Source organism: Bifidobacterium choerinum (assembly GCF_000741135.1).
Classification (GTDB): Bacteria; Actinomycetota; Actinomycetes; order Actinomycetales; family Bifidobacteriaceae; genus Bifidobacterium; species Bifidobacterium choerinum.
In genome coordinates this window covers 1-25,674 of record NZ_JGYU01000012.1, presented here as the reverse complement: position 1 = coordinate 25,674, position 25,674 = coordinate 1, and the positions used below count along the sequence as shown (strand labels likewise).

Here is a 25,674-nt window from a genome sequence, read left to right as displayed (position 1 = left end):
AGACGACGGGGCCCCGCACATGATGTGCGGAGCCCCGTCAGATCGTGCGCCGTCGGATACGGCTCACTTCGCGTTCTGCGCGTTGTTGTTCGCGCGGCGCTGCTTGGCGCGCCACTTGTACCAGTCCTCGCGGTTGAGGATGATCTTGCGGATGCGGATCGACTCCGGCGTGACCTCGACGCACTCGTCCTCGTTCGCGAAGTCGAGCGACTCCTCGAGGCTCATCTTGATCGGCGGCGTCAGCGTCTCGAGGACGTCGGCGGTCGCCGAGCGCATGTTCGTCATGTGCTTGGCGAGCGTGATGTTGACGTCGAGCTCGTCGGGCTTGTTGTTGACGCCGACGACCTGGCCTTCGTAGACCGGCGACTGCGGCTCGACGAAGAAGTTGCCGCGCGCCTGCAGGCGCTGCATCGCGTACGGCGTGGCGACGCCCTGGCGGTCGGAGACCATCGAGCCATTCTGGCGGGTGACGATCTGGCCAGCCCACGGCGCGTAGCCGGCGGACAGCGACGAGGAGATGCCGGTGCCGCGCGTCGCGCTCAGCAGCGCGGTGCGGAAGCCGATGAGGCCACGCGACGGGACCGTGAACTGCAGGCGGATCCAGCCGGAGCCGTGGTTCGACATCGACTCCATGCGGCCCTTGCGGTCGGCCATCAGCTGCGTGACGGTGCCCATGTACTCCTCCGGCACGTCGATCGTCGTCGACTCCATCGGCTCGCACAGCTGGCCGTCGATCGTCTTCGTGACGACCTGCGGGCGGCCGACGGTCAGCTCGTAGCCTTCGCGGCGCATCTGCTCGGCGAGGACGGCGAGCGCGAGTTCGCCGCGGCCCTGCACCTCCCAGGCGTCCGGGCGTTCGGTCGGCAGCACCTTGATCGAGACGTTGCCGATGAGCTCGCGGTCGAGGCGGTCCTTGATCATGCGGGCCGTCAGCTTGTGGTCCTTGCCTTCGGTGCCGGCGAGCGGCGAGTCGTTCGTGCCGAAGGTCATCGAGATCGCCGGGTCGTCGACGTGGATGAGCGGCAGCGGGCGCGGGTCGTTCGGGTCGACGATCGTCTCGCCGATCATGATGTCGTTGACGCCGGCGACGGCGACGATGTCGCCGGGTCCCGCCGATTCGACCGGCAGACGGTCGAGGCCCTGCGTGCGCAGCAGCTCGGAGACGCGGAAGTTCTCGATCGAGCCGTCGACGCGCGACAGGCCGTAGGTCTTGCCCTTTTCGAGGGTGCCGTTGTAGATGCGCACAAGGCCGAGACGGCCGAGGAAGTCGGAGGAGTCGATGTTCGCGACGTGGGCCTGCAGCGGCGCGTCCGGATCGTATTCGGGCGCCGGGATGTTCTTGATGATCGCCTCGAACAGCGGCTCGAGGTTGTCGTTGTCCGGCAGCTGGCCGTTCGCCGGCTGGTCGGTCGACGCGTAGCCGGCCTTCGCCGCGCAGTAGATGACCGGCAGGTCGAGCAGCGAGTCGAGGTCGAGGTCGACGCCCTCCTCGATGACGTCCTGCGCGAGGCCGAGCAGCAGGTCGGAGGCCTCGCCGACGACCTCGTCGATGCGCGCGTCGGGACGGTCGACCTTGTTCACGCACAGGATGACTGGCAGCTTCGCCTCGAGCGCCTTGCGCAGCACGAAGCGGGTCTGCGGCAGCGGACCCTCGGAGGCGTCGACGAGCAGCACGACGCCGTCGACCATCGAGATGCCGCGTTCGACCTCGCCGCCGAAGTCGGCGTGGCCCGGGGTGTCGATGACGTTGATCGTGATGCCTTCGGGGTGGCCGTACTTCTCGGCGAGCGGGCCGGTGTACTGTACGGCCGTGTTCTTCGCGAGGATCGTGATGCCCTTCTCGCGCTCGAGGTCGTTGGAATCCATCACGCGATCGGGGACTTCCTCGCGTTCGTTGAATACATGGGACTGCTGAAGCATTGCGTTGACGAGCGTGGTCTTGCCGTGGTCGACGTGAGCCACAATTGCCACATTACGAATATCGCCGCGAACCGCCATGAATGTTTTCTCCTAAAGCCATTGATTTCCTGCGTAACCGTGCCGAACCCTGTCCGGTTCACCATTCGTACACAAACCATCGATATGGTACGCGACGATGCTGACACGGCATGCGCGGGGCTCAGCGTCCGGTTCCGCGACGCCCGGTTGGAGACACGGACGCCTGCAGAACGCCCGTGTCCGATTCCGTTGTCGTCGGGGGGGAATGCGGAGACGAAAGCGGCCGCCCGCGTCCGGATCCGTCGCAATCGACGGGAAGTTCCGGACACGGGCGGCCGCTTTCGTCTCCGCGGATCAGTCGTCGAGCGCGGCGCCGGTCTTCTCGGGCAGGAAGAGCGCGGCGACGCAGGCGAGCACGAAGGCGACGGCGAAGACGACGAAGGCGATCGACTTGTCGCCGCCGGCCATCGACAGGAACCACGGCATGAGCAGCGGCGCGATGATCGCGGCCACGCGTCCACAGGCGGCCGCCGCGCCGGAGGCGGCGCCGCGCAGACGCGTCGGGTAGATCTCCGGCGTCACCGCATAGAGGACGCCCCACGCGCCGAGGTTCGAGGCCGACAGCAGCATGCCGAAGGCGAGCACCTGCGTCACGTTCGCCGAGCGCGAGAACAGGAACGCGGCGACGGCGGAGACGGCGAGGAAGACGCTCAGCGTGCGGCGACGTCCCCAGCGTTCGACGAGCCATGCGGCGAGGAAGTAACCGGGCAGCTGCGCGAGCGAGATCGCCAACGTGTAGCCGAAGGATTTCGTCAGCGAGCCGAACTGGTCGGCGAGCAGGCTCGGCATCCATGTGAACGCGCCGTAGTACGAGAAGTTGACGAAGAACCAGGTGGCCCAGATCGCCACCGTCACGCCGAGGTATCTGCGGCCGAACAGCTCGCGCGTGCGGATCTTCGGCAGCTTGACGGCCTTGCGGCTTTCGACCGGTTCGACGCCGCTCGCCGCCTCGAAGTAGCGCACCGAACGCTCGGCCTCCTCGTCGCGGCCCTGCGCCTCGAGGAAACGGACCGACTCGGGCAGCTGACGGCGCGCGACGATCGCGTAGAGCAGCGGCAGCGCGCCGATGAGCAGCGCCCAGCGCCAGCCCCAGTCGCCGGTGTTCGGAATGACGAAGTAGCCGATCGCGGCCGCGACGATCCAGCCGACGGCCCAGAAGGATTCGAGCAGCACGGTGATGCGTCCGCGCTGCTTCGCCGGCGAGAACTCGGAGACGAGCGTCGAGGCGACCGGCAGTTCGGCGCCGAGGCCCAGGCCGATGACGAAGCGCGCGGCGAGCAGCATCGCGAGCGTCCACGAGAACGCCATCGCGCCGTTGGCGATGCCGAAGATGACCATCGTCGCCGTGAACACGGTCTTGCGTCCCCAGCGGTCGGCGAACCAGCCGCCGAGCGCGGCGCCGATCGCCATGCCGATGAAGCCGATCGACAGCACCCACGACTTCTGCACGGCGTCGAGGTTGAAGTGCGGGTCGGCGGCGATCGCAGCGACGACGAAGGAGACGAGGCCGACGTCCATCGCGTCGAAGGCCCAGCCGATGCCCGAGGCGACGAGCAGCTTGCGGTGCGCGCGGTTGAGCGGAAGCCTGTCGAGGCGTTCGTTGCGCGTGGGCGTCGTGATGTCGGCGCGCGATTCCGGGGCGTCCGCGTCCGCGCCGCGCGAGGGTACGCCGAATGTGCGTTCTGCAGCGGTCATTGGTACCTCCCATGTGCTGCGAGTGGTGATGGTTGATTGGATTGGATTGTGTGATTGGAACCGATTGGTCGGCCGGGGCTGATCGATCACATTGCGCCGCTACGGCCGCACGTCGGTCGTCAACGCGGCGATCGCGTCGGGATGGCCGTCGTGCCCGCCCGCCGTGCGTTCGTCCGCCGCATGCGCGGCGATCCGCGACAGGTCGCCGGCGTCGAATCCCTGCGGCAGCGCGCCGTCGTCCGCCGGCGCGACGTCGGCGCGGAAACGGTAGAGCGCGGCCGGCCGCTGGCGGCCGACGCGGCGATGCTCTCCGGTCTCCTCGAGCATTCCCGAGGCGAGCGTGCGCCTGCGGAAGTTGGCAAGATCGATCGGGTGTCCCTCGACCGCCTCACTCACGGCGTGCAGTTCGCGCAGCGTGAAGGTCCCGCCGACGAGTTCGCGCACGACCTTCGGCATGTCGAGACGATGCCGCAACCGCCAGATCGCGTAGTCGACGATGCGACGGTGGTCGAAGGCGAGCTCGGGCAGCGCGTCCTCGGCGAACCAGGCCACGTTGTGCTTCGGTTCGAGCGAGGCGACGTCCACCTGGCCGACGAGCGCCCAGTAGCAGATCGAGACCATCGGCACTCCCCCGTGCGAACGCTCAGGGTCGCCGAAGGTGTACAGCTGCTCGAGATAGCCCGGATGCAGGTCGGTCGTCGACGCGAGCGTCTCGTAGGCCGAGCGTTCGAGCGAGCGGCCGGCCCTGAGCGGGCCGCCGGGCAGCGCCCACGCGCCGAGGAACGGCTCGCGCACGCGACGCACGAGCGGCAGCCACAGGCGGCGGCGCGCGCCTCCGTCGGCCGGTCCGAGCGCGAGGATGACCGACGTGACGCCCACCTGCGGCGCCTCGTCGCGGCGTTCGCTGACGTTGCCGATGCCCACCGTCCGCACTCCTCCACGCGTATCGTCGTTTGTCGTCGTTCATGTCCGCATATCCGTCGGCGGTCCGACGGCCGGAGCCGCCGCCGCGGTCATCGTCAGCGTATCACTTATAGTCAATATGACTATAAGTGCTGTCCATATTGTGGTCGATACGACGGCCGGGCATGCGGAATCCGCACGGGGAGACGCCGGACGCCGCAAACGGCGAAGGCTCCGCGGCCACGATATATTCGTGGCCGCGGAGCCTTCGCCCCACGCGGCGCAGTGGCCGCGCGATCGAAAAAAACAGACGGATCAGGCGATGATCCCCTTCGCGATGAGCTCGCGCGCGACCTCGCGGTATTCGCGCGCGGTCTTGTGGTTGTGCGCGTAGTAGGTGATCGGCGCCGCCGCGACGTTCGCGTCGGGCAGCTTGATCGACCGCGAGATGACCGAATGGAACACCTTGTCGCCGAAGGCCTCGTAGATGCGCTGCACGACCTCGTCGCAGTGCAACGTGTGCGTGTACATCGTCACGAGCACGCCGAAGACCTCGAGTCCGGGGTTGATGCGCGCCTGCACCTTCTCGATCGACTGCATGAGCAGCGCGACGCCGCGCAGCGCGAAGAACTCGGCGGCCACCGGGATGATGACGCCGTCCGCCGCCGTCAGCGCGTTCACGGTGAGCAGACCGAGCGACGGCTGGCAGTCGATGATGATCGCGTCGTACTCCTTGATGACCGGGCGCAGCACGCTCGCGAGGATCTGCTCGCGGCCGACCTCGGTCACGAGCTGCACTTCGGCGGCCGACAGGTCGATGTTCGCCGGAATGATGTCGAGCCCCTCGAACTTCGTCGGCTGGATGATGTCGTGCACGTCGATCTTCGGGTCGAACAGCGCCGTGTAGATCGTGTTGTCGAGCACGTTCGCGTTGATGCCGAGACCCACCGTCGCCGCGCCCTGCGGGTCGAAGTCGACGATGAGTACGCGCCTGCCGTACTGCGCGAGCGCGCCGGCGATGTTGATCGAGCTCGTCGTCTTGCCTACGCCGCCCTTCTGGTTGCACATCGCGATGACCCGCGCCGGACCGTGCTGCTGCAACGGCTCGGGTACCGGGAAGGTCTCGTATTCTCGTCCAAGCAAATCCGTAGGCATACCGCTCACTTTATCAGGTCATGCATGTGCCGACGCCGCCGACGCTGCGACGACGTCCTGTCTTCACTAAGTTTCCAGTGTACCGCTTCGGGCTCCCCGCAACCGCCTATTTGGCGCGTGGATGAGCGGTGATGTACGTTTCGATGAGCGCTTCGGGGCTGATGTGCGTGTAGATCTGCGTCGTCTTCACCGACGCGTGCCCGAGCAGCTCCTGCACGGTGCGCACGTCCGCGCCGCCCTGGATGAGGTGCGTCGCGAACGAATGCCGCAGCGTGTGCGGGTGCAGCGACCGCGTGATGTGCGCGCGCTCGCCGGCGCGGCGGATGATCTCCCACACCGACTGCCGCGACAGCCGCCTCCCGCGCAGGTTGAGGAAGACCGCGCGCAATTCCGGCGCGCCCTTCGCCTTCTCCTGCAGCGGCGTGCGTCCGTATCTGAGGTAGGCGTCCAACGCGTCGCGCGCGTAGTCGCCGAAGGGCACGAGCCGCTGCTTGTCGCCTTTACCGGTCAGCCGCACGACCTGCTCGTCGAAGTCGAAGTCGTCGAGGTTCGTGCCGACGGCCTCGCTGACGCGGCAGCCGGTCGCGTACATGAACTCGAGCAATGCGTCGTCGCGCAGTCCGGCGGCGTCGTCCGTGCCCTCGGGGCGCGCCGCCTTGAGCAGCGCGGCGACCTCGTCGACGTCGAGCACGTCTGGCAGCGCCGACCCGGCCTTCGGCGCCTTCACCTGCTGCGAGACGTCGTCGTCGACGAGATGTTCGCCGAGCATGAAGCGGTGGAACATGTGCACGCTCGCGAGATGCCGCGCGCGGCTCGTCGCGCTCTGCCCGTCGATCGCGAGCGACTGGATGAAGGCCTCGACGTGCAGCGGCGTGATCGCGCGCGCGTCGTCGATGCCGCGCGCGTCGAGCCACTGCAGATAGCGGTCGAGGTCACGTTCGTACGCTTCGACGGTCGCCTTCGCCAATCCGCGTTCGACGTCGATGTACGCGAGGAACTTCGACTCCGCCATCCGCAGCCCGTTCGCCATCCCCATCCTCCTTCGCCGATGCCGTCTGTTCCTATTTATATCCGTTTATATCCGCCGACGCACCCCGCTGCGGCCCGTCCACCGCCGCACGCCGGCATTCCGCAGGTGCCGCACCTACGAACGACCATCCGCAGCCGATCACACGGCATTCCATTGGCGACTCACCCACAGAATGCCAACTGCGACAACTGATGTGGCATTCCATTGGTGACCTCACCCGTAGAATGCCGTCTGCAGCATCCGACACGGCATTCCATCGGTGACGCACATGCAGAATGCCAGCTGTGCCAGCTGATGTGGCATTCCGTAGGTGACCTCACACACAAACGACCACCTGCGGCACCCAATACGGCATTGCTTTGGTGACTCACCCACAAAACGCCACAGGCGTCCGCAGTCGTCCAGCCGACGCGGCCGCCACAGCCGTCGACGGCTATGCGAAGAGCCGAACCCGCGCGAGGTGGGTTCGGCTCTTGAAGCATGCTCCGCCGCGGCCGGCCATCGTTCGATGCGCCGGCGCGTCGGCATGGCGTCCTCGGCTCAGGCGGCGACCGGAGCGTTGACGTCCTCGGGCAGCGCGGCCTTCGCCTGCTCGACGATCGTCTTGAACGTCTCCGGATCGTTCACGGCCAGATCGGCAAGCGCACGGCGGTCGAGTTCGATGCCGGCGAGGCGCAGGCCCTGGATGAAGCGGTTGTAGGTGATGCCCTCGTTGCGCACGGCGATGTTGATGCGCTGGATCCACAGCTTGCGGAAGTCGCCCTTACGCGCCTTGCGGTCGCGGTAGTTGTAGTTGAAGGAGTGCAGCAGCTGTTCCTTCGCCTTGCGGTACAGGCGGGAACGCTGGCCACGGTAGCCCGAGGCCCTATCGAGTACTGTACGACGCTTCTTGTGGGCGTTCACTGCGCGCTTGACACGTGCCATTGTTGTTCCTCAGCTTTCTTTCTTGAAACGATCTCGACTTGCCGGTCTCAGCCCAGCAGGCCCTTCATCTTCTTGGCCTGCGACGTCGGCAGAGCGGAGTCGCGCTTCAGGTCGCGGCGCTTGTGAGCGGACTTGTGCTCGAGGTTGTGGCGCATGCCGCAGCCAGCGTGCATGAGCTTACCGGAACCGGTCACACGAACGCGCTTGGCGGCCGCGGTCTTTGTCTTCATCTTCGGCATTGCTGCCCTCCTTGTTGTTACTTCGTTGCTGAAGTCTCGGTTGCTTCGGCGACGACGGCTTGTGCTTCCTTCGCCTCCTGGGCCTTGGCCTCCTGCTTGGCGGCGAGGCGGGCGGCCTGGCGCGCCTGGCGTTCGGCGCGGGATTCCGCACCGCGGCGGCGCTGCTCGGACTGCGTGTGCACCTTCTTGCCCTTCGGGGCGAGGGTCATGATGATGTTGCGGCCCTCCTGCTTCGGCGCGGATTCGATCGTTCCCGAATCCGAGACCTCGTCGGCGAGGCGCTGCAACAGCTCGACGCCGCCGATCGGGCGCGACTGCTCGCGTCCGCGCAGCATGATCGTGACCTTGACCTTGTCGCCTCCGTTGAGGAAGCGCTCGACGTGGCCCTTCTTGACTTCGAAGTCGTGTTCGTCGATCTTGAGGCGGAAACGGATCTCCTTGATTTCCGCGGTGCTCTGGTTGCGGCGCGCTTCGCGCTGCTTGATCTTCTCGTTGTACTTGAACTTGCCGTAGTCGATCAGCTTGGCAACCGGAGGCTTCGCGTTGGGTGCCACCTCGACGAGATCGAGGTTCGCTTCCTTGGCCAGGTTCAGTGCGACGGAAGTCGCGATGACCCCCACCTGCTCGCCGTTCGGTCCGATAAGGCGCACCTGTGAGACGCGAATCTCGTCGTTAATGCGTGGTTCGTCGCTAATGATGACTCCAATCCTATGGTTTCCTGCAGTGGTCACGCCATCCGGGCGTCATCATGATCGATGCACAGGCATCGTGGAACACCGTCGATCATCCGATCTGCCGTTCCCTGCCGCGCGACGCCGAGCCGGACATGCCGTCCACCGGCCGCGCGCAACGCCGACGCCGTGACGAATCACCGCGAAGGCCGTGCCTATGACCCGAAGTCATGATGGACTTCCAGGTGGGTTTCCCACTTTCTTGATTTCTCAAGCCTGAACGATAATACCACATCCCCGGACTTTCGCGACACGGCCGTCTGCGGCGCGCCGTCCGCACGTCCATATCCGTCATCCTCTACTGCACGGCGCGCAGCAGCCCGCCGATGCCGTCACGTTCGAGGATCTCACGGTACGGGCCGGCCTGTTCGGCGATGATGCCGTCGATAGCGCGCATGCCGAGCAGTTCGACCGGCGCCTTGTCGTCGGTGAGCACCGTCGCGTCCGCGTCCACGGCGACCGGCCGGAACACCGGGTCGACCTGCCGCACCGCGCGGTCGAGCCGCGTGCCCCCGGCGCGCATCGCCGCGATCCGCTGCCCGATCGACGGCGACGACGCGCCGGCGCGCCTGGGCGCGAACAGTTCGCGGTTCGTCGTGTTCGGCACGTCCGCCGTCACGATGTTGCCCGCGCCGAACACCGACGCGATCGTGTCGGTGAGCGCCTCGTTGATCGAGCCGTGTCCGTCGCTGATCATGTTCATGTTGACGACCATGACGCCGCCGTCGGCCAGATGGCCGTAGACGAGCCGGAAGAACTCGCGCGAGCTCATCTGGAACGGGATCGTGATGTCCTGATACGCGTCGACCATGATGACGTCGAAGCGCTCCTTGCTCGCGGCGAGCCATGCGCGCCCGTCGTAGGTCGCGACGTCGATGTCGCTCGGCTCGTCGAAGTACTCGCCGGCCAGACGCGTGATCTTGCCGTCTATCTCGACGCCGGTCACCTTCGTCTGCGGCGAGTGGCGGCGCAGCGCACGCGCATAGGTGCCGGTGCCCATGCCGAGGATCAGCGCCGAGTCGGCGTGCGTCGCGAGCGCCGGCGCGGCGAGCGCGACGTCGTAGTACATGCCGGTCGGCTCGTCGCTCTTCATCGTCACCGACTGCACGCCGAAGAGCACGTTCGTCGGCAGGATCGTGCGGTCGGGCAGGTTCTGCACCTGCAGGTAGTTGTACATCGACTCGCCCTCGTAGGCGAGCGTGTCCTTGTTCATCCAGAACGCGAAGCCGGTCATCGGCGAACACAGCGCCGAGATCGCGAACAGGACGACCGAGACCGCGCAGGCGACGCGGTGCGCGTGCGCGGACAGGAAGTAGACGATCGGCAATGCGAGCAGCGCGCCGGAGAAAATAAGGAACGTGACGAAGGTGCCGACGGCCGGGATCGTCACGAAGGTCGGCAGGAACGTGCCGAGGATCGAGCCGACCGTGTTGCATGCGGACAGCCTTCCGACGACCGACGCGTTGTCGGCGAGCGACGTCGTCGCGAACTTGTTGAGCCCCGGCGTCACCGTGCCAGCAGGAACAGCGGCGGCACGAAGATGACGATGCAGCTGACGAAGGCCGCGACGACGAGGAAGTTCGTCGACACCGTCACGATGAGCGCGCCGGAGACGAGCAGCACGATGTACTTGCCGACGAGCGGCACGAGCGCGATCCAGACGGCGGCGACGAGCACGCGCATGTACAGCCTGTCCAGATCGGGGTCCCTGTCCGCCCAGCAGCCGCCGAGGACCGCGCCGAGCGCGAGCGCGATCATGATCGTGCCGATGATGATCGTCCACACGATCTGAGAGCTCGAGAAGTACGGCGCGAGCAGCCGCTGCGCGCCGAGCTCGGCGGCCATGACGGCCATGCCCGAGAAGAACTCGGTGACGTACAGGAACACCTTGGACTTGAGGATCGGACGCCTGACGTCCTCGTCGCCTTCGACCTGCATCGTGCCTCCCTCTTGTCTCCCTCGCGCGGGCCGCGCGCATATCGGCGTGGGCGCGGGCCGCGATTATCATCGAAAATCATAGCGAGCGAGGGAATCGAGGGACCATGCCGCATCCATCATCGTCGTCACGGCCGTCGTCGCCGGTCTGCGTCGTCTTCGGCGCCGGAGACTACTACGGCGCACCGCAGATGCCGCCACGGGGCGCCTTCGTCGTCGCCGCGGACGGCGGCTACGACCATGCGCGCGCGTTCGGCGTCGAAGTCGACGTCGTCGTCGGCGACTTCGATTCGACGTCGACTGCGCGCGAGGCGATCGGCGCGCGCACCGTCGCGCTGCCGTCGCAGAAGGACGACCCGGACCTGCTGAGCGCGCTCAAGATCGGCTGGAGGCACGGCGCGCGCGAGTTCCACGTCTACGGCGCGCTCGGCGGCCGCGTCGACCATACGATATCGAACATCCAGCAGACCGCGCTCGTCGCCGCGCACGGCGGCATCGCCTATCTGCACGGCGACGGCCGCGTCGTCACGGCGCTCGCCGACGCCGCGCTCGAATTCCCGGCGCATGCGGTGCCCGCGACGCGGTACGTCTCGGTGTTCGCGCACACCGACGTCGCCGAGGGCGTGTGCGAGGAAGGTCTCAAGTACGGGCTCGACGACGCGACGATGACGAACCTCGAGGTCAACGGCCTGAGCAACGAGTTCGTCGACGGCCTCGCGTCGCGCATCGCGGTGCGCCGCGGCATCCTGATCGTCGTGTTCGACGACGCGGCGCCGCTGCCGGCGCTCGTCGGTGCGCATGCGCACGGTGACCTCGGCGCGCCGTCGACGCAGGTCACGTCGGCGCTCGTGCGGCGCTGAGCGCGGGCGGCATATGCGACGACGACCGCGGCGTCCGACGGCCTCGCGCGGCGGCGTGCGACACCGCGCGCACGTAGCACGATGTGCATACGTTCGCACGGCAATTGCAACGGTTTTCGGCGCGCGCGGAGAATGGCCTAAGTCAAGCAAAGCCATTAGAGTGAGAGTCGTTGGTTAACCAAGCCGAAGGGCGTGCGAACGTCCCGAAGCTGTCCCCAAGGGAGAAACTACATGACAGTTAAGATTGGTATCAACGGCTTCGGCCGCATCGGCCGCCTCGCGTTCCGCCGCATCTTCGAGCTGCAGGAGAAGGGTGGCGAAGCCGCCGACATCGAGGTCACCGCGATCAACGATCTGACCTCGCCGGCCGCTCTCGCCTACCTGCTCAAGTACGACAGCACCCACGGCGTCTTCAAGCACGTCGACGGCACCCCGGTCGACGTCAAGGCCACCGACACCGCCATCGTCGTCGATGGCAAGGAATACCCGGTCTACGCCGAGCGCGACGCGCGCGACCTCAAGTGGGTCGCCAACGACGGCGTCGAGTTCGTGCTCGAGTGCACCGGCTTCTACACCTCCGCCGAGAAATCCCAGGCCCACCTGGACGCCGGCGCCAAGAAGGTCCTCATCTCCGCCCCGGCGAAGGACGAGACCACCCCGACCGTCGTCTTCGGCGTCAACCACGACATCCTCAAGAAGGACGACAACATCGTCTCCGCAGGCTCCTGCACGACCAACTCGATGGCCGCGATGGTCAAGCTGCTCAACGACAAGTGGGGCATCAAGGCCGGCTTCATGACGACGATCCACGCCTACACCGGCACCCAGATGATCCTGGACGGCCCGCGTGGCAACAAGACCGGCCGTGCGCTGCGCGCCGCCGCCGTCAACACGATCCCGCATTCGACTGGCGCCGCGAAGGCGATCGGCAAGGTCGTCCCGGAGGTCAACGGCAAGCTGCAGGGCCATGCCCAGCGCGTGCAGGTCCCGGACGGCTCGATCACCGAGCTGTTCACCGTCCTCGACAAGCCGGCGACCGCCGACGAGATCAACGCCGCGTTCAAGGACGCGTTCGAGAACTGCGACTACTACGGCTACAACGATGACGAGATCGTCTCCGGCGACATCATCGGCGACACCCACGGCGGCGTCTTCGATCCGACGCAGACCGACGTCAACGCCGTCGACGGCGTGACGATGGCCCGCACCGTTGCCTTCTACGACAACGAGTACGGCTTCACGTCGAACATGGTGCGCACGCTCGAGTACTTCGCCGAGCTCTCCGAGTGAGTCACCTCATGTCATGCTGATGCCTGAACGGCATCGCTGACGGCAGGGGCTTTCGCTGATGCGAAAGCCCCTTTTTCGTTGCCCTGTGGCCGCCCTACACTGGTGCCATGGGCAAGAAGAAGCAGAAGGCGGCCGCGACGCCGGCGATCGCGCAGCTGGAGAAGGCGGGCGTCACGTTCACGATCCACGAATACGAGCACAGCAACGACGACGCGGAGGGCTACGGCCTCGAGGCGGCGCGCAAGCTCGGCTACGACGAACGGCAGGTGTTCAAGACGCTGATGGCGGACACCGGCGACGAACGCGTCATCGGCATCGTGCCGGTCAACGGCCATATGAGCCTCAAGGAGCTCGCGCACGCCGTCGGCGCGAAGAAGGCGGAGATGGCCGATCCGAAGGTCGCGATGCGCGAAAGCGGCTACGTCGTCGGCGGCATCTCCCCGCTCGGCCAGAGGACGCGGCACAGGACCGTGCTCGACGCCTCGGCGATGGACTTCGACGTCATCCTCGTCTCAGGCGGCAAGCGCGGCCTGAGCCTCGGCGTCGACCCGCACGACCTCGTCGACGTGCTCGGCGCCACCGTCGCGCCGATCGGCACGACGAACAAATCGTACTGAGCGCGAAGCGCGGCGCGCGCTGGCCGGCGCATCGCACAGGTCAGCGCCGCGCGCGCAGCTCCTTCGGCAGCACGAAATGCATGTTCTCCTGGATCGTCTCGACGGCATCGACCTCGGTGAAACCGAGCCCGCGCAGCCTTGCGACGACGCCGGCGACGAGTTCGTCGGGGACGGATGCGCCCGACGAGACGCCGACCGACTCGACGCCGTCGAACCATGACGGATCCATCTCGTCGGCGTCGTCGACGCGGTGCGCCTCGCCGCGCGCGCCGAGCGCCTCGTTCGCGACCTCCATCAGCCGCACCGAGTTCGACGAGTTCGCCGAACCGACGACGACCATGCAGTCCGCCTGCCGCGCGACGAGCTTGACGGCCTCCTGCCGGTTCGACGTCGCATAGCAGATGTCCGAGCTCGGCGGCAGCTCGATCCACGGGAAGCGCCGTTGCAGCGCGGCGATGACGTCAGCCGTCTCGTCGACGCTGAGCGTCGTCTGCGTGAGCAGCACGAGCTTCGTGTCCGGCGCGAAGTCGAGGCCGTCGACGTCGGAGGCGTGCTCGATCAGATGCACATGCTCCGGCGACTCGCCGACGACGCCGACGGCCTCGTCGTGGCCGTTGTGCCCGATGTAGACGATCTCATACCCCTCGCGCACGAAGCGCAGCACCTCGCGGTGCACCTTGCCCACGAGCGGGCACGTCGCGTCGACGACCGCCAGCCCGCGCCGGTCCGCCTCGCGCTGCACGGCCGGCGATACGCCGTGCGCCGAAAACACGACCGGGATGCCGGCGGCCGCGGCCTCGTGGGGAACCTCGTCGAGCTCCTCGACGAAGACGGCGCCGCGGGAGGCGAGCTGTTCGACGACGTGCCGGTTGTGCACGATCTGCCGGCGCACGTAGACCGGCGGCAGTCCGTCGGCGCGCGGCCCATGCGCGGCCCTGAGAATCGTGTCGACCGTCTGGATCGCGCGGTCCACCCCCGCGCAGAACCCGCGCGGATTCGCCAGAATGATGCGTCGTGCCATGTCCTCGGCCCTCCTGTTTCGAAACGACTCCCCACGATAGCAAACGACGTACACGTCGCAGCCGGCGACGACTATGATGGCTCGGTGAATCATCAACCCTCCGGGGTGGCCGCGCCTGACGCATGCGCGGCCGCCCCAGGCAACCAATGGAGCATGCCATGTCCCTGACGACCAATCTGCCGCCGCGCACCGGCGACCAGTACACGATCGAGCACGGCCGGTACCGTGCCGTCATCACCGAACTCGGCGCGACGCTGCGCGTCCTGACCTGCGACAGCGTCGACGTGACCGTTCCTCTCGGCGCGAACGACATCGTCGGCTGCTGCGAAGGGCAGCTGCTCATCCCGTTCCCGAACCGCGTCGCCGGCGGCCGCTACGGCTTCGACGGCGTCGACTACCAGCTGCCGATCAACGAGCCGGACCGCGACAACGCGATCCACGGCTTCGCGAAGGACCAGTACTGGCGTCTCGAACGGCTCGACGAATGCGAGGCGACGCTGTCGTGGCGCATGCCGCCGGCCCCCTACTACCCCTTCGACCTGCTCGTCACCGTGACCTACACGCTCGACGACGACGGCCTGCACATCCTCGTGCGCGCGCACAACCATTCCGACCATGCGGCGCCGTGGGCGCTGGCGATGCACCCGTGGATCGCGAACGGTCTCGACGGCTACGGCGACGAGATCGACGCGCAGAACGCGCAGTGCACGCTCGAAATCGACGCCGCCACGCATGTGCAGGTCGACGATGACCTCATCCCGGTCGGCACCGAGCCGGTCGACGGCACGAAGTTCGACTTCCGCACACCGCGCGCGCTCGACGAACAGCCGTACGACGACGCGCTCACCGACGTGCGCCACGACATGTCCGGCAACGCGACGGCGACGCTGACGCGTCCGGACGGCAGGCGCGTCGCCGTCGGCGGCGACGCGACGGTCACGTCGTTCCAGATCTGCACCGGCACCGGCTTCCCGGCGGCCATCCGCCCCGCCGGCGTCGCCGTCGAACCGCAGACGGCGTACGCGAACGCGTTCAACACCGGCATCGACCTGATCCGCATCGAACCCGCCCAGACGAGCGAGACGCGCATGTTCATCGGCATGCTCGACTGAGCCACGTCGGCACGCCATGCGATAATCCTGTAGGCTAATCAAGGCTAGCATTGATTGTTCTATCCAAAGGAGTCCATCATGGGAATGCGCGGACGCAAGCGTAAGGCTCGTCGCAAAAAGGCTGCGAACCACGGCAAAAGGCCAAATGCCTGATTCGCCGGGTTCGTTCTGAACAACGCGAAAGAAGGCCCCTTGGGAACCGAGGTTCCCAAGGGGCCTTCTTTCGTATCCGCGGACCGTTCACTGCCCGTCGGCGCCATGGTGGCGCACGACGGTGTGCGTGACGACGGTATGCGTCACATGGGCGTGCCCGCAGCAGGCGTCGAGCGTCATCCTGAGCTTCTCATAGAGGCATTCGGGCGCCTCCTCGGGCCTCAGCACCGCGCGCATCGCACGGATCATCATCTGCTCGTAATGGTCGCAGCAGGTGTCCGGATCGAAGCAGTCGCCGCCGCTCGCTTCCTTGTTCGCATCGTTCATCTCGTCGTTTCCCAGTTGTTCCCGTCCGGGCCGTTCCTCCGCGTTCATCGCGCACCGCCCTTCGCCGTATTGTCCACGAGTTCGTGGTCGCTATCAGATTCAACGGTCTTCGACGTCTTTTTATTTCCGCTGACGACGGCGACGACGTCGGCGGCAGGCTTGCGGCCGCGCCGGCGCGTCGTCTTCGCGCCGTCCGAGCCCTTGCCGTAGCCGCGCGCCGCCGCGTATTCGGCGAGCTCCTTGCGCAGCTGCGTGCGCGCGCGGTTGAGCCGGCTCATGACGGTGCCGATCTTGATGCCCTGCTCGTCGGCGACCTGCTGGTACGACTTGCCGTCGATCGCCGCGTCGATGAACACCTGCCGGCGTTCCTCGGGCAGCTTGTTGAGCGCCGCCATGATCTCCTCGGGCGCGAAGGCCTCGAGATACTCCTGCTCCGCCGAGCGCAGGCCCTGCGAGGCGTGCTCGGAGGCGGCGTAGATGTCCCAGTCGTCGTATTCGCCGGTCGAGTCGTTCGCCCGCTGCGGACGGCGCTTGGCCTTTGCGTACTGGTTGAAGAAGGCGTTGCGTTCGATCGTCGTCATCCACGCCTCGAAGTTCGATCCCGGCTTGAACGAGTCGAAGGCCTTGAAGCCGCGTTCGAAGGTGTCCTGGACGAGGTCCTGCGCATCCTCCGGATTGTTGGTGAATTTCATCGCCTGACGGTAGAGCGCGTTGACGGCGGGCATCGCGAGCTTCTCGAAGCGCGCGCGCTTGGCCTCCATCGTCTCGGCTTTCGTCTCTTGTTCGGTCACGCCTTCCATTGTACGCAGACCGCACGCGGATCCGGGCGCTCAAGCCCACGGCGTTATGGTCCGCCGCAGGCCGAGCCGGCGGCCCGATGCAAGCCGCGCGGTAGAATGCTTGGACGACATCACCGGGTACCTCAAGGAGCGCACGAGCCATGACGCTGACATTGCAATCCGCAGCCGCACTGCTGGGCGAGCACGATCTGCTGCGGGAGATCATCACACCGGACCGCTGGACCGACTTTGCGTCCACGATCCCCGATTCCGACGTCCCCTTCGCGCACATCACCTACGACTCCAAGCAGATCGAGCCGCACACGCTCATGTGCTGCAAGGGCAACTTCAAGGCCGAATACCTCGACGGCGCCGACGGGCGCGGCATGGCCGCCTACGTCGCCGAACACGACTACAGCGGCGTCACGCGCGCCCCCGGCCTCATCGTCGACGACGCGAGCAAGGCGCTCAGCCTGCTCTCCCAGGCCTTCTACGACTATCCGGAACGCGAGCTCAAGCTCATCGGCGTCACCGGAACGAAGGGCAAGACGACGACCTCATACTTCACGCACGCGATCATCAACGCGATGAGCGGCAACGAGTGCGCGCTGTTCTCCTCGGTCGACAACTGCGTCGACGGCGTCCACTACGTCGAATCCGACCTGACGACGCCCGAATCGCTCGACGCGGCGCGCATGATGCGCGAGGCCGTCGACAACGGCATGCGCTACCTCGTCATGGAGGTCTCCTCGCAGGCGTACAAGGTCAACCGCGTCTACGGCCTGACCTTCGACGCGGCCGCGTTCCTCAACATCTCCCCCGACCACATCAGCCCGATCGAACACCCCTCCTTCGAGGACTACCTGCACTGCAAGCGCCAGATCGTGCGCAACACGCACGCGCTCGTGCTCGGCGTGCCCGGCGACTACGCGAATCTCGTCGCCGAGGACGCGACGATCGCGAACGTTCCGGTCACGACCTTCTCGATCGACGAGGCGACCGCCGACGTTACCGCGCAGCCGATCGACGACACGCACACGACCTTCCTGTTCACGCAGGGCCAGCCGATCGGCGAGCTGAGCCTCGCGCTCGAAGGCGACTTCAACTACGCGAACGCCTGCGCGGCGCTCGCGCTCGCGCAGATCGTCGGCATCGACATCCACGATCCGCGCGCGTTGCAGTCGATGGCCGACGTGCACATCGCCGGCAGGATGGAGGAGACGCGCGATCCGCAGTCGGACACGGTCGCCATCGTCGACTACGCGCACAACTACGCCTCCGTCAACGCGCTGCTCGACTTCGTCGAACGCAAGTACGGCGCGCGGCGTCCGCGGATCACCTTGCTCACCGGGTCGGCGGGAGACAAGGCGCTCGACCGCCGCCGGGAGATCATCGAGGCCGCGCAGGACCGCGTGCAGCGCATCATGCTCACGACCGAGGACACGAACACCGAAGATCCGATGGCGATCGCCGAGGAGATGCTCGGCTACGTGACGAATCCGGACGTCGACGCGTCGATCATCATCGACCGCGCGGGCGCCGTCGAGGACGTCGTCGCCGAAGCGCGAGAGCATGACGGCTTCGACGTGCTGCTGCTGATCGGCAAGGGCGACGAACGCTGGATCAAGATGCACAACAGGCATGTGCCGTACGAGGGCGACTCGAGCATCATCAGGCGTCTGTTCAGCTGAACGCGCCGGACGCGCGCAACGCTTAGAATAGGGACGCCAAGGAACGAAAGGACATCATGATCACGATCGAACGCGTCAGTCCGCAGACGATGGAACGCGAGGCCGACGCCAACGGCATCGAACTGCCGATCGAGCAGACGTCGGTGTGGGCGGACTTCCAGGCGGGCGTCGAGGGACGCGCGCCGTGGGGCTGCCTCGTCATCCGCGACGACAACGCGGTGGTCGCCGTCATCTCGCTGATCGACATGGAGACGCACGGCTACCACTATCTGCGCGCGATGCACGGCCCGGTCTGGAAGACGAAGCCGGACGAGCGGCTCGAACAGGCGGTCATCGCCGAACTCGTCGACTTCGTCAAATCGCATGACAGGCATGTCGTGTTCCTGCGCATCGACACATGGTCGGACAGGAACACGTATCCGGTGCTGTCGACGGTGCCGTACAACGAGACGGTCGTGCTCGACATCACCGGCGGTGACGAGGAGCTCCTCGCGCGCATGAAGAAGCGTGGCAGGCGCGACGTGCGCAAGGCGCTGCGCGAATCGCCGGCGACGTGCGCCGACGAGACCGCGATCGCGACGAAGGACTTCACCGACTACTACGCGGTCATGGTGGAGACGGCGAAGCGCGACGGCTTCATGCCGGCGCCGATGAGCGACTACACGGACATGATCAAGGCGCTCGGCCCCGAACACTGCCGCGTGTTCGGCGCGCGCATCGACGGCAAGGTCGTCGCATGGACGATCGTCACGCTGCAGGGCAGGACCGGCGTCTACTACTACGCGTCGATGCTCACGTCCGTCAAGCGGCAGCATGTGCCGGACAAGCTGCTGTACACGGTCGCCTGCGAGCTCGGACAGATGGGCTACGAGAAACTCGACCTGATGGGCATCGGCAACGACTTCGCGCCGTCGCTCAAGTCGCTCAACGAGTTCAAGACGAAGTTCTCCGACACCACGACGACGATCGCCGCCGGCCGTGACGTCCCGATCAAGAAGACGTTCTACAAGTCGCTGCGGCTGCTGCAAGACGTGCGCCGCGCGCTGCGCCCGAAGGTGCACGGCAACGCCGAGAAGGCCGAGCAGCGTGAGGCCGCCGAGAAGAAGGCCGCCGCGCAGAAAGCGCAGATGAAGGCGGCGCAGCAGACGAAGGCGCGGACGGTGGTTGATGTAAGGCAGGAGGCGTCCCAGGCCGCACAGACGAAGACCGATGCGAAGCAGCCCCAGACGGAGGCCGTGCAGGCAGTGCAGGCGGCTGCCGCATCCGTCCCGCAGCAGACGACGCAGCAGCCCCAGATGCAGACGGAGACCGCGAAGCAGCCGGCACAGACGGAAAAGACCGCCGCCGAGCAGCAGGGAGACTCCGCCAAGTAGTCTCCATTCTCCCACTGCGCTGTGCGGGCCGGCGACCTCTTCACGGTCATCGGCCCGCTTCCATGTCTTTCAAATGGCGGTATGTGATCGATCCCAACAACAGCTGCCGCCTCAACCTCTACCAACGGCGGTATGTGATCGGACTCAGCCACCGACTGCCACCACAACCTCTGCCAACGGCGGTCCATACGTAAGTTCACCTACAAAATGTCACGCCGCAAATCATCGACGGCATTCCATGAGTGGCACACCTACGGAATGCCATCCTCCACCCCATCGATGGCAGTATTCGCGTAGCCTCACCTACAAAATGCCACCATTCAACCCGACAATGGCATTCCACAGGTGACCACACCGACAGAATGCCATTGATCATCCTGCAGACGGCATTCCACAGGTGACCACACCGACAGAATGCCATTGATCATCCTGCAGACGGCATTTCATAGGTGGCCGTACCAGCAGAAGACCATTCACCGCCACACCAATGGCAATATCCGCGTAATCTCACCCATAGAATGTCACAGATCACTCCGGCGACGGCAGTATTTGAGTGATATCACCTACAGAATGCCGCCACGCAGCCCATCAGCGGCGCTCTACGAGTGAATGTGCCTATGAAACGGTCAGTGAAGACGCATGGCATCGCCTACGGAATGCCACTGCACCATGACAACGGAACTGCACCATGACAACGGATCGGCATATGACTGAGCCACAGCCACTGTGTCATTCCTGCGACACCGATGCCCGGCGCCATACCGACATCTTGTTTTCCACATGGTTATCCACATTTTTCCGCTAAGACTGCCGGTTATCCACTTTTCGGGCGCGACACACCCTTCCGGTCACATACCCCGTTCACGCTTGCGTTCCGATGCGCGACGTTCGTACCGTCGTGGCATGAACAAGGACACGCAAATCGAAGAGCTTCTGGACGCCGCGGAACGACAGGGCCGGTGCGCGATACCGGCCGACGCGAACATGCGCCGCAAGTGCGCCCGCCGCTTCGCATCGGGCGAACTCGTCAACCCATACCCGCTGCTGTACATTCGCGCCGATGTGTGGGAACGACTCAATCCGACCAAACGCAAACGAGCCATCGTGAGAGCATTGTCGACGATCCATCCGACATGGGTCTTCGCCGCTGAAAGCGCCATCTGCATGTTCGATATCGAGCAGCCCTACGAGATCCATCCGGATGGCGAACTGACGATTGCCTCTCCTGCACGCAGCAGCACCTATGTCTGCATCAAACACGGTTTCGTGAAGCGCACACTGTACGTTCCCGATATGCCGACGACGATGTCCGGCGGCGTGCAGGTCACATCCCTCGCGCGAACCTTGTTCGACTGCGCCCGTCTGCTACCGTTCGAGCTTGCATTGCCGCTCGCCGATTCGGCGATCAGGGGCGGTGGCTTCGACATCACGTCGCTGACGCAATTCCCTGTCTCATCTCTCGACGATGCAAACAGAATCAACGCCATTGTCACCCACGCCGATCCTCGCAGCGACAACGGCGCCGAATCGCGGGCGCGCGCCGTCATCGAGGAGGGCGGCTATCTGCCTCCCCAACTGCAGTATCCGTTCCCCAACCCGAACAATCCCGACTTCCCGTTACGCGTCGACTTCGCATGGGTGTTCCCCGACGGATCCATCATCGTCGGTGAATACGATGGCATGGCGAAGTACGGTGCGACATGGACCGAAGTGAACACGCATGTGAGCATGCAATGCGAGCGCGATGATCATCTCAGGGCATGTGGTGTCACGAAAATCGTGCATTTCAACTTCGACGACATCATCCATCGCGAACGTCTGTACCGCAAACTCGATGAGGCTGGCGTCCCCCGCATTCGCTGATTTGCGGCACCCCGCACAAGGTCGATCTAAGAGTGCGTCCAACTCGCAAAACGCCTTCCGCCGACCTGCAGGCGGCCATCTACGAGTGAGCACGCCTACAAAATGCCACTGCACATGCCGCCAATGACATTTTGCAGGCGGGCACACCCACAAAACGCCAATTCCCAGTCCACGAATGGGATCCCCTCGGTGAGCCGCCAATGGAATGCCGTCGTACACATCAGCAACGGCACTCTATGGGCAACCGCACCCACGGAATGCCATCCATCAACCCAGCGACGGCATTCTGTAGGTGGGCACACCTATAGAATGCCATCTACCAGCCTATAGACGTCATTCCATAGGTGAGTCACCAACAAAACGGCGCCACACATGTCAGCGGCGGCATTCCACGGGTAACCTCACCAACGGAATGCCGTCGCTCAACCCATCGGCGGCATCCTATGGGTAACCTCACCCACAGAATACCGCCATATAACCAACAGACGGCATCCTATGGGTAACCCCACCCACAAAATGCCGCCGCTCAGCCCATCGGCAGCATTCTATGGGTGTCACACCCATAGAATGCCACTGACGGCGACTCAATCAGTTTCCTGCTGCGCCGTCCGCGCCATCGTCCGCATCGTCCGCATCGTCCGCGCCGATGATGCCGCGCACGTCGAAGACGTCGAAATCGGTGTCCTCGTCGGATTCGTATTCACGCTCGGCGGCGTCCATCTCCGCATCCGCAGACGCAACATTCGCAGACGCAGCATCCGAGGCACCGCGCGCCTCGGGCGTCACCGCGACCTGATGCACACGCTCCTCCTTCGTCTTCTGCAGATCCGGATGAATCGATTCCTTGAGCAGCATGCGCGCGTCGCCTGCGGTGACGAAGCTGCCGCAGATGAGCACGCCGTGCCCGTAGCCGACGCCGAGCTCGTCGTCGGCGTCCACACGGTTGACGGCCTCCTGAATCGCGTCGGGCAGCGACGGGATGCAGGTGACGCGTTCCGGCCCGAACACGCCGCGCGCGATCTTCGCGAGCTTGTCCGCCGGCATCACGCGGTCCCTCCACGAGTTCTCGGTGACGATGAGCTCGCTGACGATCGGCTCGAGCACGCCGAGATACTCCTCGACCTGCTTGTCCTCCATCATCGCAACGACGGCGACGAGCTGAGTGAAGTCGTAGTTCTCCTCGATCGCCGCGCGCAGCGCTTCGGCGGCGTTGACGTTGTGTCCGCCGTCAATGATGATCGTCGGCGAGTTCCTCACCTGTTCGATGCGTCCCGGAATCTTCACCGAGCTCAGCGCCTCGGCGACCAGATCGCCGTCGAGCGCGCCGGTGACCGGGATGACGACCTCGGCCGCGCACAGCGCCGCAAGCGCGTTGTGCGCCTGATGCTCGCCGAACTTGTCGAGCGGCACGTCGGCGTAGGTGCCGCTCGGCGTGTGCAGCGTGATCACCTGTCCGCCGACGGCGGGCACGCGCGTGACGACCTCCGCTTCCACGCCGTCGCGCACGAGCGTCGCATGGTTCTCCGCGGCCGCCTGTTCGATGATCGGCATGACCTCGTCCTCGTGCGGCTGCCGGCCGATGATCGCCGTCGAGCCCTGCTTGATGATGCCGACCTTCTCCTGCGCGATCTGTTCGACGGTGTCGCCGAGCCACGCCATGTGATCCATGTCGATCGGTCCGATGACGGCGGCGTCCGCGTCGAGCACGTTCGTCGCGTCCCAACGTCCGCCCATGCCGACTTCGACGATCGCGACGTCGACCGGCGCGTCCGCGAACTTCCAGATCGCCATCGCCGTGAGCACTTCGAAGAAGCTCATGCGCGGCGCGCCCTCCTCGTCCATCTTCTTGTCGACGAGCGCGACGAAGTCCTTGACCTGATCCCACAGGTCGACGAAGTCGTCGTCGGACAAACGCTGCCCGTCGATCGCGATGCGTTCGTTGACGTGTTCGAGGTGCGGCGACGTGTACAGGCCGGTGCGCATGCCGTACGCGCGGCAGATCGCCTCCGCCATGCGCGCCGTCGACCCTTTGCCGTTCGTGCCGGTGATGTGGATGACGCGGAACGAGTCCTGCGGGTTGCCGAGCAGGTCGAGGATCATCTTCATCCGTTTGAGGTCGAGGTTCGTCGTGTTCCTCTCGCTCGGACGGCTCATGATGTCGCGTTCGACGTCGTGGATGCTGCTCTTGTCTGCCATGCGTGTTCCGCCCTTCCCGCTGTCTGCGTCAGCGATTGATACAACCGTCCATTCTATGCCCGTGCCAGACCGTCCACCGCGAGCGCACGCTATGGTGTTTCCTACATGGTTAAACATGGGGGGGCGGTATGGATGACGATGTGAGCATGGCAACGGATCGGCGGTACACGCTCGGCATTGTGGACAACGACCCGCTGGTCGCCGATTTCCTCGCGCATGGTTTCGCGAACACACCGATGGACGTGCTGTGGGCGCTCACCGACGCCGGGCAGGCGCTGACCCGTTGCGGGCAGGAAGGCACTCACCCCGCAATCGTGCTCACCGACATCGAAATGCCGGGCATGAACGGACGTGAGCTGTTCCATACACTGCGCGAACGCCACCCCGAAATGGTGGTCATCGGCATCTCCGCATTTCCCGACTTGGTCGCCGAACCCGGCCTAGTGGTGCTGCCCAAGGAATCGCGGGTCGAGGAGATCGTCCGCCTGGCGGGCATGCTGCTGCACGACGATTCGCTGACCCGCTGGTTCCCGCAGAGCCCGCACGCCAACCCGCTGTCCGACGCCGAACTGCGGGCGCTCGATTGCTATGCGTAGGGCAAGACAATGCTCGCCATCTGCCACTTGATGAACGTGTCCGAGTCGAGCGTGAAAACATTCGTGAAACGCGCATGCAGAAAGCTGAACGTTCATTCACGCACCGAAGCGATCGTAACTTGTGTGCGCAACGATTGGATTTAGGGGCACTCATGAACACACTACGTCGCGCTTTGACAAATCACAGCGTAATCCTCATTGCCGTCTGTTGCTGCGTCGCGTTCTACTGCATCGAATGGCTGATGGTATGGCATCATCTTTCACTATTTGAAACTATATTCAGCTGGTTATTCCTACTCCTCACCATTGCGATTGCATGGAAACCAATTGTATTCAGCATTGTGATCTGCGTCTTTACGGCAACGGCATTCCTACCGCCTTTCGTCGTGCACATGCCCACCATATTCTGGAGCGCCTAGGTAGCACTCGGCGTTCCAGGAGCCGAGATCCGACCACGCTGGTCAATCCCCATAGGTGTGATGGTCGCCGCCAGTACCGCAACACTCACCATGTATCAACAGCAAATGACCACAGCCAGTGCCGTAACGTTCGTTTGTTCGTTTCTGCTCGCAAATATCATGGGCATAATGCTGCGCTGCAATCGCAAATACACCCAAATGAAATATGCCGAACAGCGCCAAGGGGAACAGCCTCAGCTGCTCTCAACACTGCATGACGAAGTTGCCGGATCATTATCATACATGCTACTGCTCTGTCGCAGCATGCAAGACTCACCCGGCGACAGCACAACGCAAACGCCTCTGCCGACAATCATCGCAACACTTGAAGATACTTTGCAAACACTGCGAAACCATGTGATCACGCCGTTATCGGCAAACACAGCCGCCGCCTTACGCGATGATTCGCATAATCCAACCAATGGATATACACAACTATGCCAAAACATTATCAAACAGCAGCATAGACTCGAAACTGCTCATTTCAAAGGATCCATTATTTGCACCAGCAATCCCGAATCTCAATTGGCAAACGTCGTCAATTCAATGCGCACTGAACTGTGTAACAACATAATGAAGCATGGAAGTGACTCATACATGGTGCAGATCACCTTTACGACCGCCATCGCGGTGAGAATCGTCACCATCAACGATATGCGCATCGAAGAACACGACGAGCCTCAGTGCTCGAACCATGGCTTGACGATGCTACAAAATCGCGTGGAATC

General features: G+C 64.8%; 23 protein-coding genes and 2 pseudogenes. 11 read left to right on the top strand and 14 right to left on the bottom strand.

Annotated features, from left to right (window positions below; all coding sequences use genetic code 11):
* Nucleotides 1-63: 63 nt before the first annotated feature.
* The 10 genes from typA to BCHO_RS09430 form a co-directional block, all read right to left on the bottom strand.
* A complete protein-coding gene (typA, locus tag BCHO_RS07795) occupies nt 64-1,998 on the bottom strand; it encodes a translational GTPase TypA (RefSeq protein WP_024540583.1) in 1,935 nt (644 codons plus the stop codon).
* 294 nt (nt 1,999-2,292) lie between these two features.
* Complete coding sequence (locus BCHO_RS07790) at nt 2,293-3,693, bottom strand: MFS transporter (protein ID WP_024540584.1); 1,401 nt, start codon at nt 3,691-3,693, stop codon at nt 2,293-2,295.
* Between the two features lie 99 nt (nt 3,694-3,792).
* On the bottom strand, nt 3,793-4,617 hold the full coding sequence (locus BCHO_RS07785; RefSeq protein ID WP_024540585.1) for an NUDIX hydrolase: 825 nt from the start codon (nt 4,615-4,617) through the stop codon (nt 3,793-3,795).
* Between the two features lie 294 nt (nt 4,618-4,911).
* Nucleotides 4,912-5,751, bottom strand: a complete 840-nt coding sequence (locus BCHO_RS07780) for a ParA family protein (protein ID WP_024540586.1) — start codon at nt 5,749-5,751, stop codon at nt 4,912-4,914.
* 106 nt (nt 5,752-5,857) lie between these two features.
* Nucleotides 5,858-6,781, bottom strand: coding sequence for a site-specific tyrosine recombinase XerD (xerD, locus tag BCHO_RS07775; RefSeq protein WP_024540587.1), 924 nt, complete (start codon nt 6,779-6,781; stop codon nt 5,858-5,860).
* Nucleotides 6,782-7,321: 540 nt separating this feature from the next.
* Nucleotides 7,322-7,705, bottom strand: coding sequence for a 50S ribosomal protein L20 (gene rplT / locus BCHO_RS07770; protein ID WP_024540588.1), 384 nt, complete (start codon nt 7,703-7,705; stop codon nt 7,322-7,324).
* Between the two features lie 47 nt (nt 7,706-7,752).
* A complete protein-coding gene (rpmI, locus tag BCHO_RS07765; protein ID WP_024540589.1) occupies nt 7,753-7,944 on the bottom strand; it encodes a 50S ribosomal protein L35 in 192 nt (63 codons plus the stop codon).
* A gap of 17 nt (nt 7,945-7,961) precedes the next feature.
* Entirely contained in the window at nt 7,962-8,675 is a 714-nt protein-coding gene (gene infC, locus BCHO_RS07760; RefSeq protein WP_024540590.1) for a translation initiation factor IF-3, read from the bottom strand.
* A gap of 298 nt (nt 8,676-8,973) precedes the next feature.
* Entirely contained in the window at nt 8,974-10,185 is a 1,212-nt protein-coding gene (locus BCHO_RS09405; RefSeq protein WP_202805367.1) for a fused MFS/spermidine synthase, read from the bottom strand.
* A complete protein-coding gene (locus BCHO_RS09430; RefSeq protein ID WP_029675357.1) occupies nt 10,182-10,613 on the bottom strand; it encodes a spermidine synthase family protein in 432 nt (143 codons plus the stop codon). The genes BCHO_RS09405 and BCHO_RS09430 overlap by 4 nt, the downstream gene beginning before the upstream one ends.
* A gap of 104 nt (nt 10,614-10,717) precedes the next feature.
* Between BCHO_RS09430 and BCHO_RS07745 the strand changes: the two genes are divergently transcribed.
* The 3 genes from BCHO_RS07745 (at nt 10,718) to ybaK (ending at nt 13,377) form a co-directional block, all read left to right on the top strand.
* The gene (locus tag BCHO_RS07745; RefSeq protein ID WP_024540591.1) at nt 10,718-11,470 is read left to right on the top strand and encodes a thiamine diphosphokinase; all 753 of its coding nucleotides are present in this window, start codon (nt 10,718-10,720) and stop codon (nt 11,468-11,470) included.
* Between the two features lie 231 nt (nt 11,471-11,701).
* The gene (gene gap / locus BCHO_RS07740) at nt 11,702-12,760 is read left to right on the top strand and encodes a type I glyceraldehyde-3-phosphate dehydrogenase (RefSeq protein ID WP_024540592.1); all 1,059 of its coding nucleotides are present in this window, start codon (nt 11,702-11,704) and stop codon (nt 12,758-12,760) included.
* A 107-nt stretch (nt 12,761-12,867) separates the two neighbouring features.
* The gene (gene ybaK / locus BCHO_RS07735; RefSeq protein WP_024540593.1) at nt 12,868-13,377 is read left to right on the top strand and encodes a Cys-tRNA(Pro) deacylase; all 510 of its coding nucleotides are present in this window, start codon (nt 12,868-12,870) and stop codon (nt 13,375-13,377) included.
* A 40-nt stretch (nt 13,378-13,417) separates the two neighbouring features.
* Here ybaK and BCHO_RS07730 read toward each other — a convergent pair whose 3' ends face one another.
* Nucleotides 13,418-14,452, bottom strand: coding sequence for a 4-hydroxy-3-methylbut-2-enyl diphosphate reductase (locus BCHO_RS07730; protein ID WP_272944788.1), 1,035 nt, complete (start codon nt 14,450-14,452; stop codon nt 13,418-13,420).
* A gap of 104 nt (nt 14,453-14,556) precedes the next feature.
* Here BCHO_RS07730 and BCHO_RS07725 point away from each other — a divergent pair, with 104 nt between their 5' ends.
* The gene (locus BCHO_RS07725; protein WP_024540595.1) at nt 14,557-15,510 is read left to right on the top strand and encodes an aldose 1-epimerase family protein; all 954 of its coding nucleotides are present in this window, start codon (nt 14,557-14,559) and stop codon (nt 15,508-15,510) included.
* A 78-nt stretch (nt 15,511-15,588) separates the two neighbouring features.
* Nucleotides 15,589-15,663: a 50S ribosomal protein bL37 gene (locus tag BCHO_RS09760; RefSeq protein WP_369803150.1), complete on the top strand. Its 75-nt coding sequence runs from the start codon at nt 15,589-15,591 to the stop codon at nt 15,661-15,663.
* Between the two features lie 87 nt (nt 15,664-15,750).
* Here BCHO_RS09760 and BCHO_RS07720 read toward each other — a convergent pair whose 3' ends face one another.
* Nucleotides 15,751-15,990 carry a hypothetical protein gene (locus tag BCHO_RS07720; RefSeq protein WP_024540596.1) on the bottom strand — a complete coding sequence of 80 codons (240 nt, stop codon included), beginning with the start codon at nt 15,988-15,990 and terminating at the stop codon, nt 15,751-15,753.
* Nucleotides 15,991-16,034: 44 nt separating this feature from the next.
* Nucleotides 16,035-16,751, bottom strand: coding sequence for a sigma-70 family RNA polymerase sigma factor (locus BCHO_RS07715; protein WP_162146634.1), 717 nt, complete (start codon nt 16,749-16,751; stop codon nt 16,035-16,037).
* Nucleotides 16,752-16,930: 179 nt separating this feature from the next.
* Between BCHO_RS07715 and BCHO_RS07710 the strand changes: the two genes are divergently transcribed.
* From BCHO_RS07710 to BCHO_RS07700, 3 genes and pseudogenes are all read left to right on the top strand, one after another.
* Complete coding sequence (locus BCHO_RS07710; protein ID WP_024540598.1) at nt 16,931-18,460, top strand: UDP-N-acetylmuramoyl-L-alanyl-D-glutamate--2,6-diaminopimelate ligase; 1,530 nt, start codon at nt 16,931-16,933, stop codon at nt 18,458-18,460.
* A gap of 56 nt (nt 18,461-18,516) precedes the next feature.
* Nucleotides 18,517-19,509, top strand: a pseudogene (locus tag BCHO_RS07705) (lipid II:glycine glycyltransferase FemX); the annotation flags it as partial.
* A gap of 1,104 nt (nt 19,510-20,613) precedes the next feature.
* On the top strand, nt 20,614-21,696 hold the full coding sequence (locus BCHO_RS07700; RefSeq protein ID WP_156097599.1) for a hypothetical protein: 1,083 nt from the start codon (nt 20,614-20,616) through the stop codon (nt 21,694-21,696).
* Nucleotides 21,697-22,284: 588 nt separating this feature from the next.
* Here the strand turns inward: BCHO_RS07700 and BCHO_RS07695 are convergent.
* Nucleotides 22,285-23,892, bottom strand: a complete 1,608-nt coding sequence (locus BCHO_RS07695) for a bifunctional folylpolyglutamate synthase/dihydrofolate synthase (protein ID WP_024540601.1) — start codon at nt 23,890-23,892, stop codon at nt 22,285-22,287.
* Between the two features lie 128 nt (nt 23,893-24,020).
* Between BCHO_RS07695 and BCHO_RS07690 the strand changes: the two genes are divergently transcribed.
* The 3 genes and pseudogenes from BCHO_RS07690 to BCHO_RS09300 all read left to right on the top strand — a co-directional run.
* The gene (locus BCHO_RS07690) at nt 24,021-24,488 is read left to right on the top strand and encodes a response regulator (protein ID WP_237743066.1); all 468 of its coding nucleotides are present in this window, start codon (nt 24,021-24,023) and stop codon (nt 24,486-24,488) included.
* 9 nt (nt 24,489-24,497) lie between these two features.
* Complete coding sequence (locus tag BCHO_RS09755; RefSeq protein WP_420306754.1) at nt 24,498-24,632, top strand: LuxR C-terminal-related transcriptional regulator; 135 nt, start codon at nt 24,498-24,500, stop codon at nt 24,630-24,632.
* 335 nt (nt 24,633-24,967) lie between these two features.
* Nucleotides 24,968-25,674 (top strand): annotated as a pseudogene (locus BCHO_RS09300) (hypothetical protein); the annotation flags it as partial.

Coding starts and splice junctions, on each gene's coding strand:
- typA (WP_024540583.1), bottom strand. CDS start 1,998: ATGGCGGTTCGCGGCGATATTCGTAATGTGGCAATTGTGGCTCACGTC.
- BCHO_RS07790 (WP_024540584.1), bottom strand. CDS start 3,693: ATGACCGCTGCAGAACGCACATTCGGCGTACCCTCGCGCGGCGCGGAC.
- BCHO_RS07780 (WP_024540586.1), bottom strand. CDS start 5,751: ATGCCTACGGATTTGCTTGGACGAGAATACGAGACCTTCCCGGTACCC.
- xerD (WP_024540587.1), bottom strand. CDS start 6,781: ATGGCGAACGGGCTGCGGATGGCGGAGTCGAAGTTCCTCGCGTACATC.
- rplT (WP_024540588.1), bottom strand. CDS start 7,705: ATGGCACGTGTCAAGCGCGCAGTGAACGCCCACAAGAAGCGTCGTACA.
- rpmI (WP_024540589.1), bottom strand. CDS start 7,944: ATGCCGAAGATGAAGACAAAGACCGCGGCCGCCAAGCGCGTTCGTGTG.
- BCHO_RS09430 (WP_029675357.1), bottom strand. CDS start 10,613: ATGCAGGTCGAAGGCGACGAGGACGTCAGGCGTCCGATCCTCAAGTCC.
- BCHO_RS07745 (WP_024540591.1), top strand. CDS start 10,718: ATGCCGCATCCATCATCGTCGTCACGGCCGTCGTCGCCGGTCTGCGTC.
- gap (WP_024540592.1), top strand. CDS start 11,702: ATGACAGTTAAGATTGGTATCAACGGCTTCGGCCGCATCGGCCGCCTC.
- ybaK (WP_024540593.1), top strand. CDS start 12,868: ATGGGCAAGAAGAAGCAGAAGGCGGCCGCGACGCCGGCGATCGCGCAG.
- BCHO_RS07725 (WP_024540595.1), top strand. CDS start 14,557: ATGTCCCTGACGACCAATCTGCCGCCGCGCACCGGCGACCAGTACACG.
- BCHO_RS07720 (WP_024540596.1), bottom strand. CDS start 15,990: ATGAACGATGCGAACAAGGAAGCGAGCGGCGGCGACTGCTTCGATCCG.
- BCHO_RS07715 (WP_162146634.1), bottom strand. CDS start 16,751: ATGGAGGCCAAGCGCGCGCGCTTCGAGAAGCTCGCGATGCCCGCCGTC.
- BCHO_RS07710 (WP_024540598.1), top strand. CDS start 16,931: ATGACGCTGACATTGCAATCCGCAGCCGCACTGCTGGGCGAGCACGAT.
- BCHO_RS07700 (WP_156097599.1), top strand. CDS start 20,614: ATGGTTATCCACATTTTTCCGCTAAGACTGCCGGTTATCCACTTTTCG.
- BCHO_RS07695 (WP_024540601.1), bottom strand. CDS start 23,892: ATGGCAGACAAGAGCAGCATCCACGACGTCGAACGCGACATCATGAGC.
- BCHO_RS07690 (WP_237743066.1), top strand. CDS start 24,021: ATGGATGACGATGTGAGCATGGCAACGGATCGGCGGTACACGCTCGGC.
- BCHO_RS09755 (WP_420306754.1), top strand. CDS start 24,498: ATGCTCGCCATCTGCCACTTGATGAACGTGTCCGAGTCGAGCGTGAAA.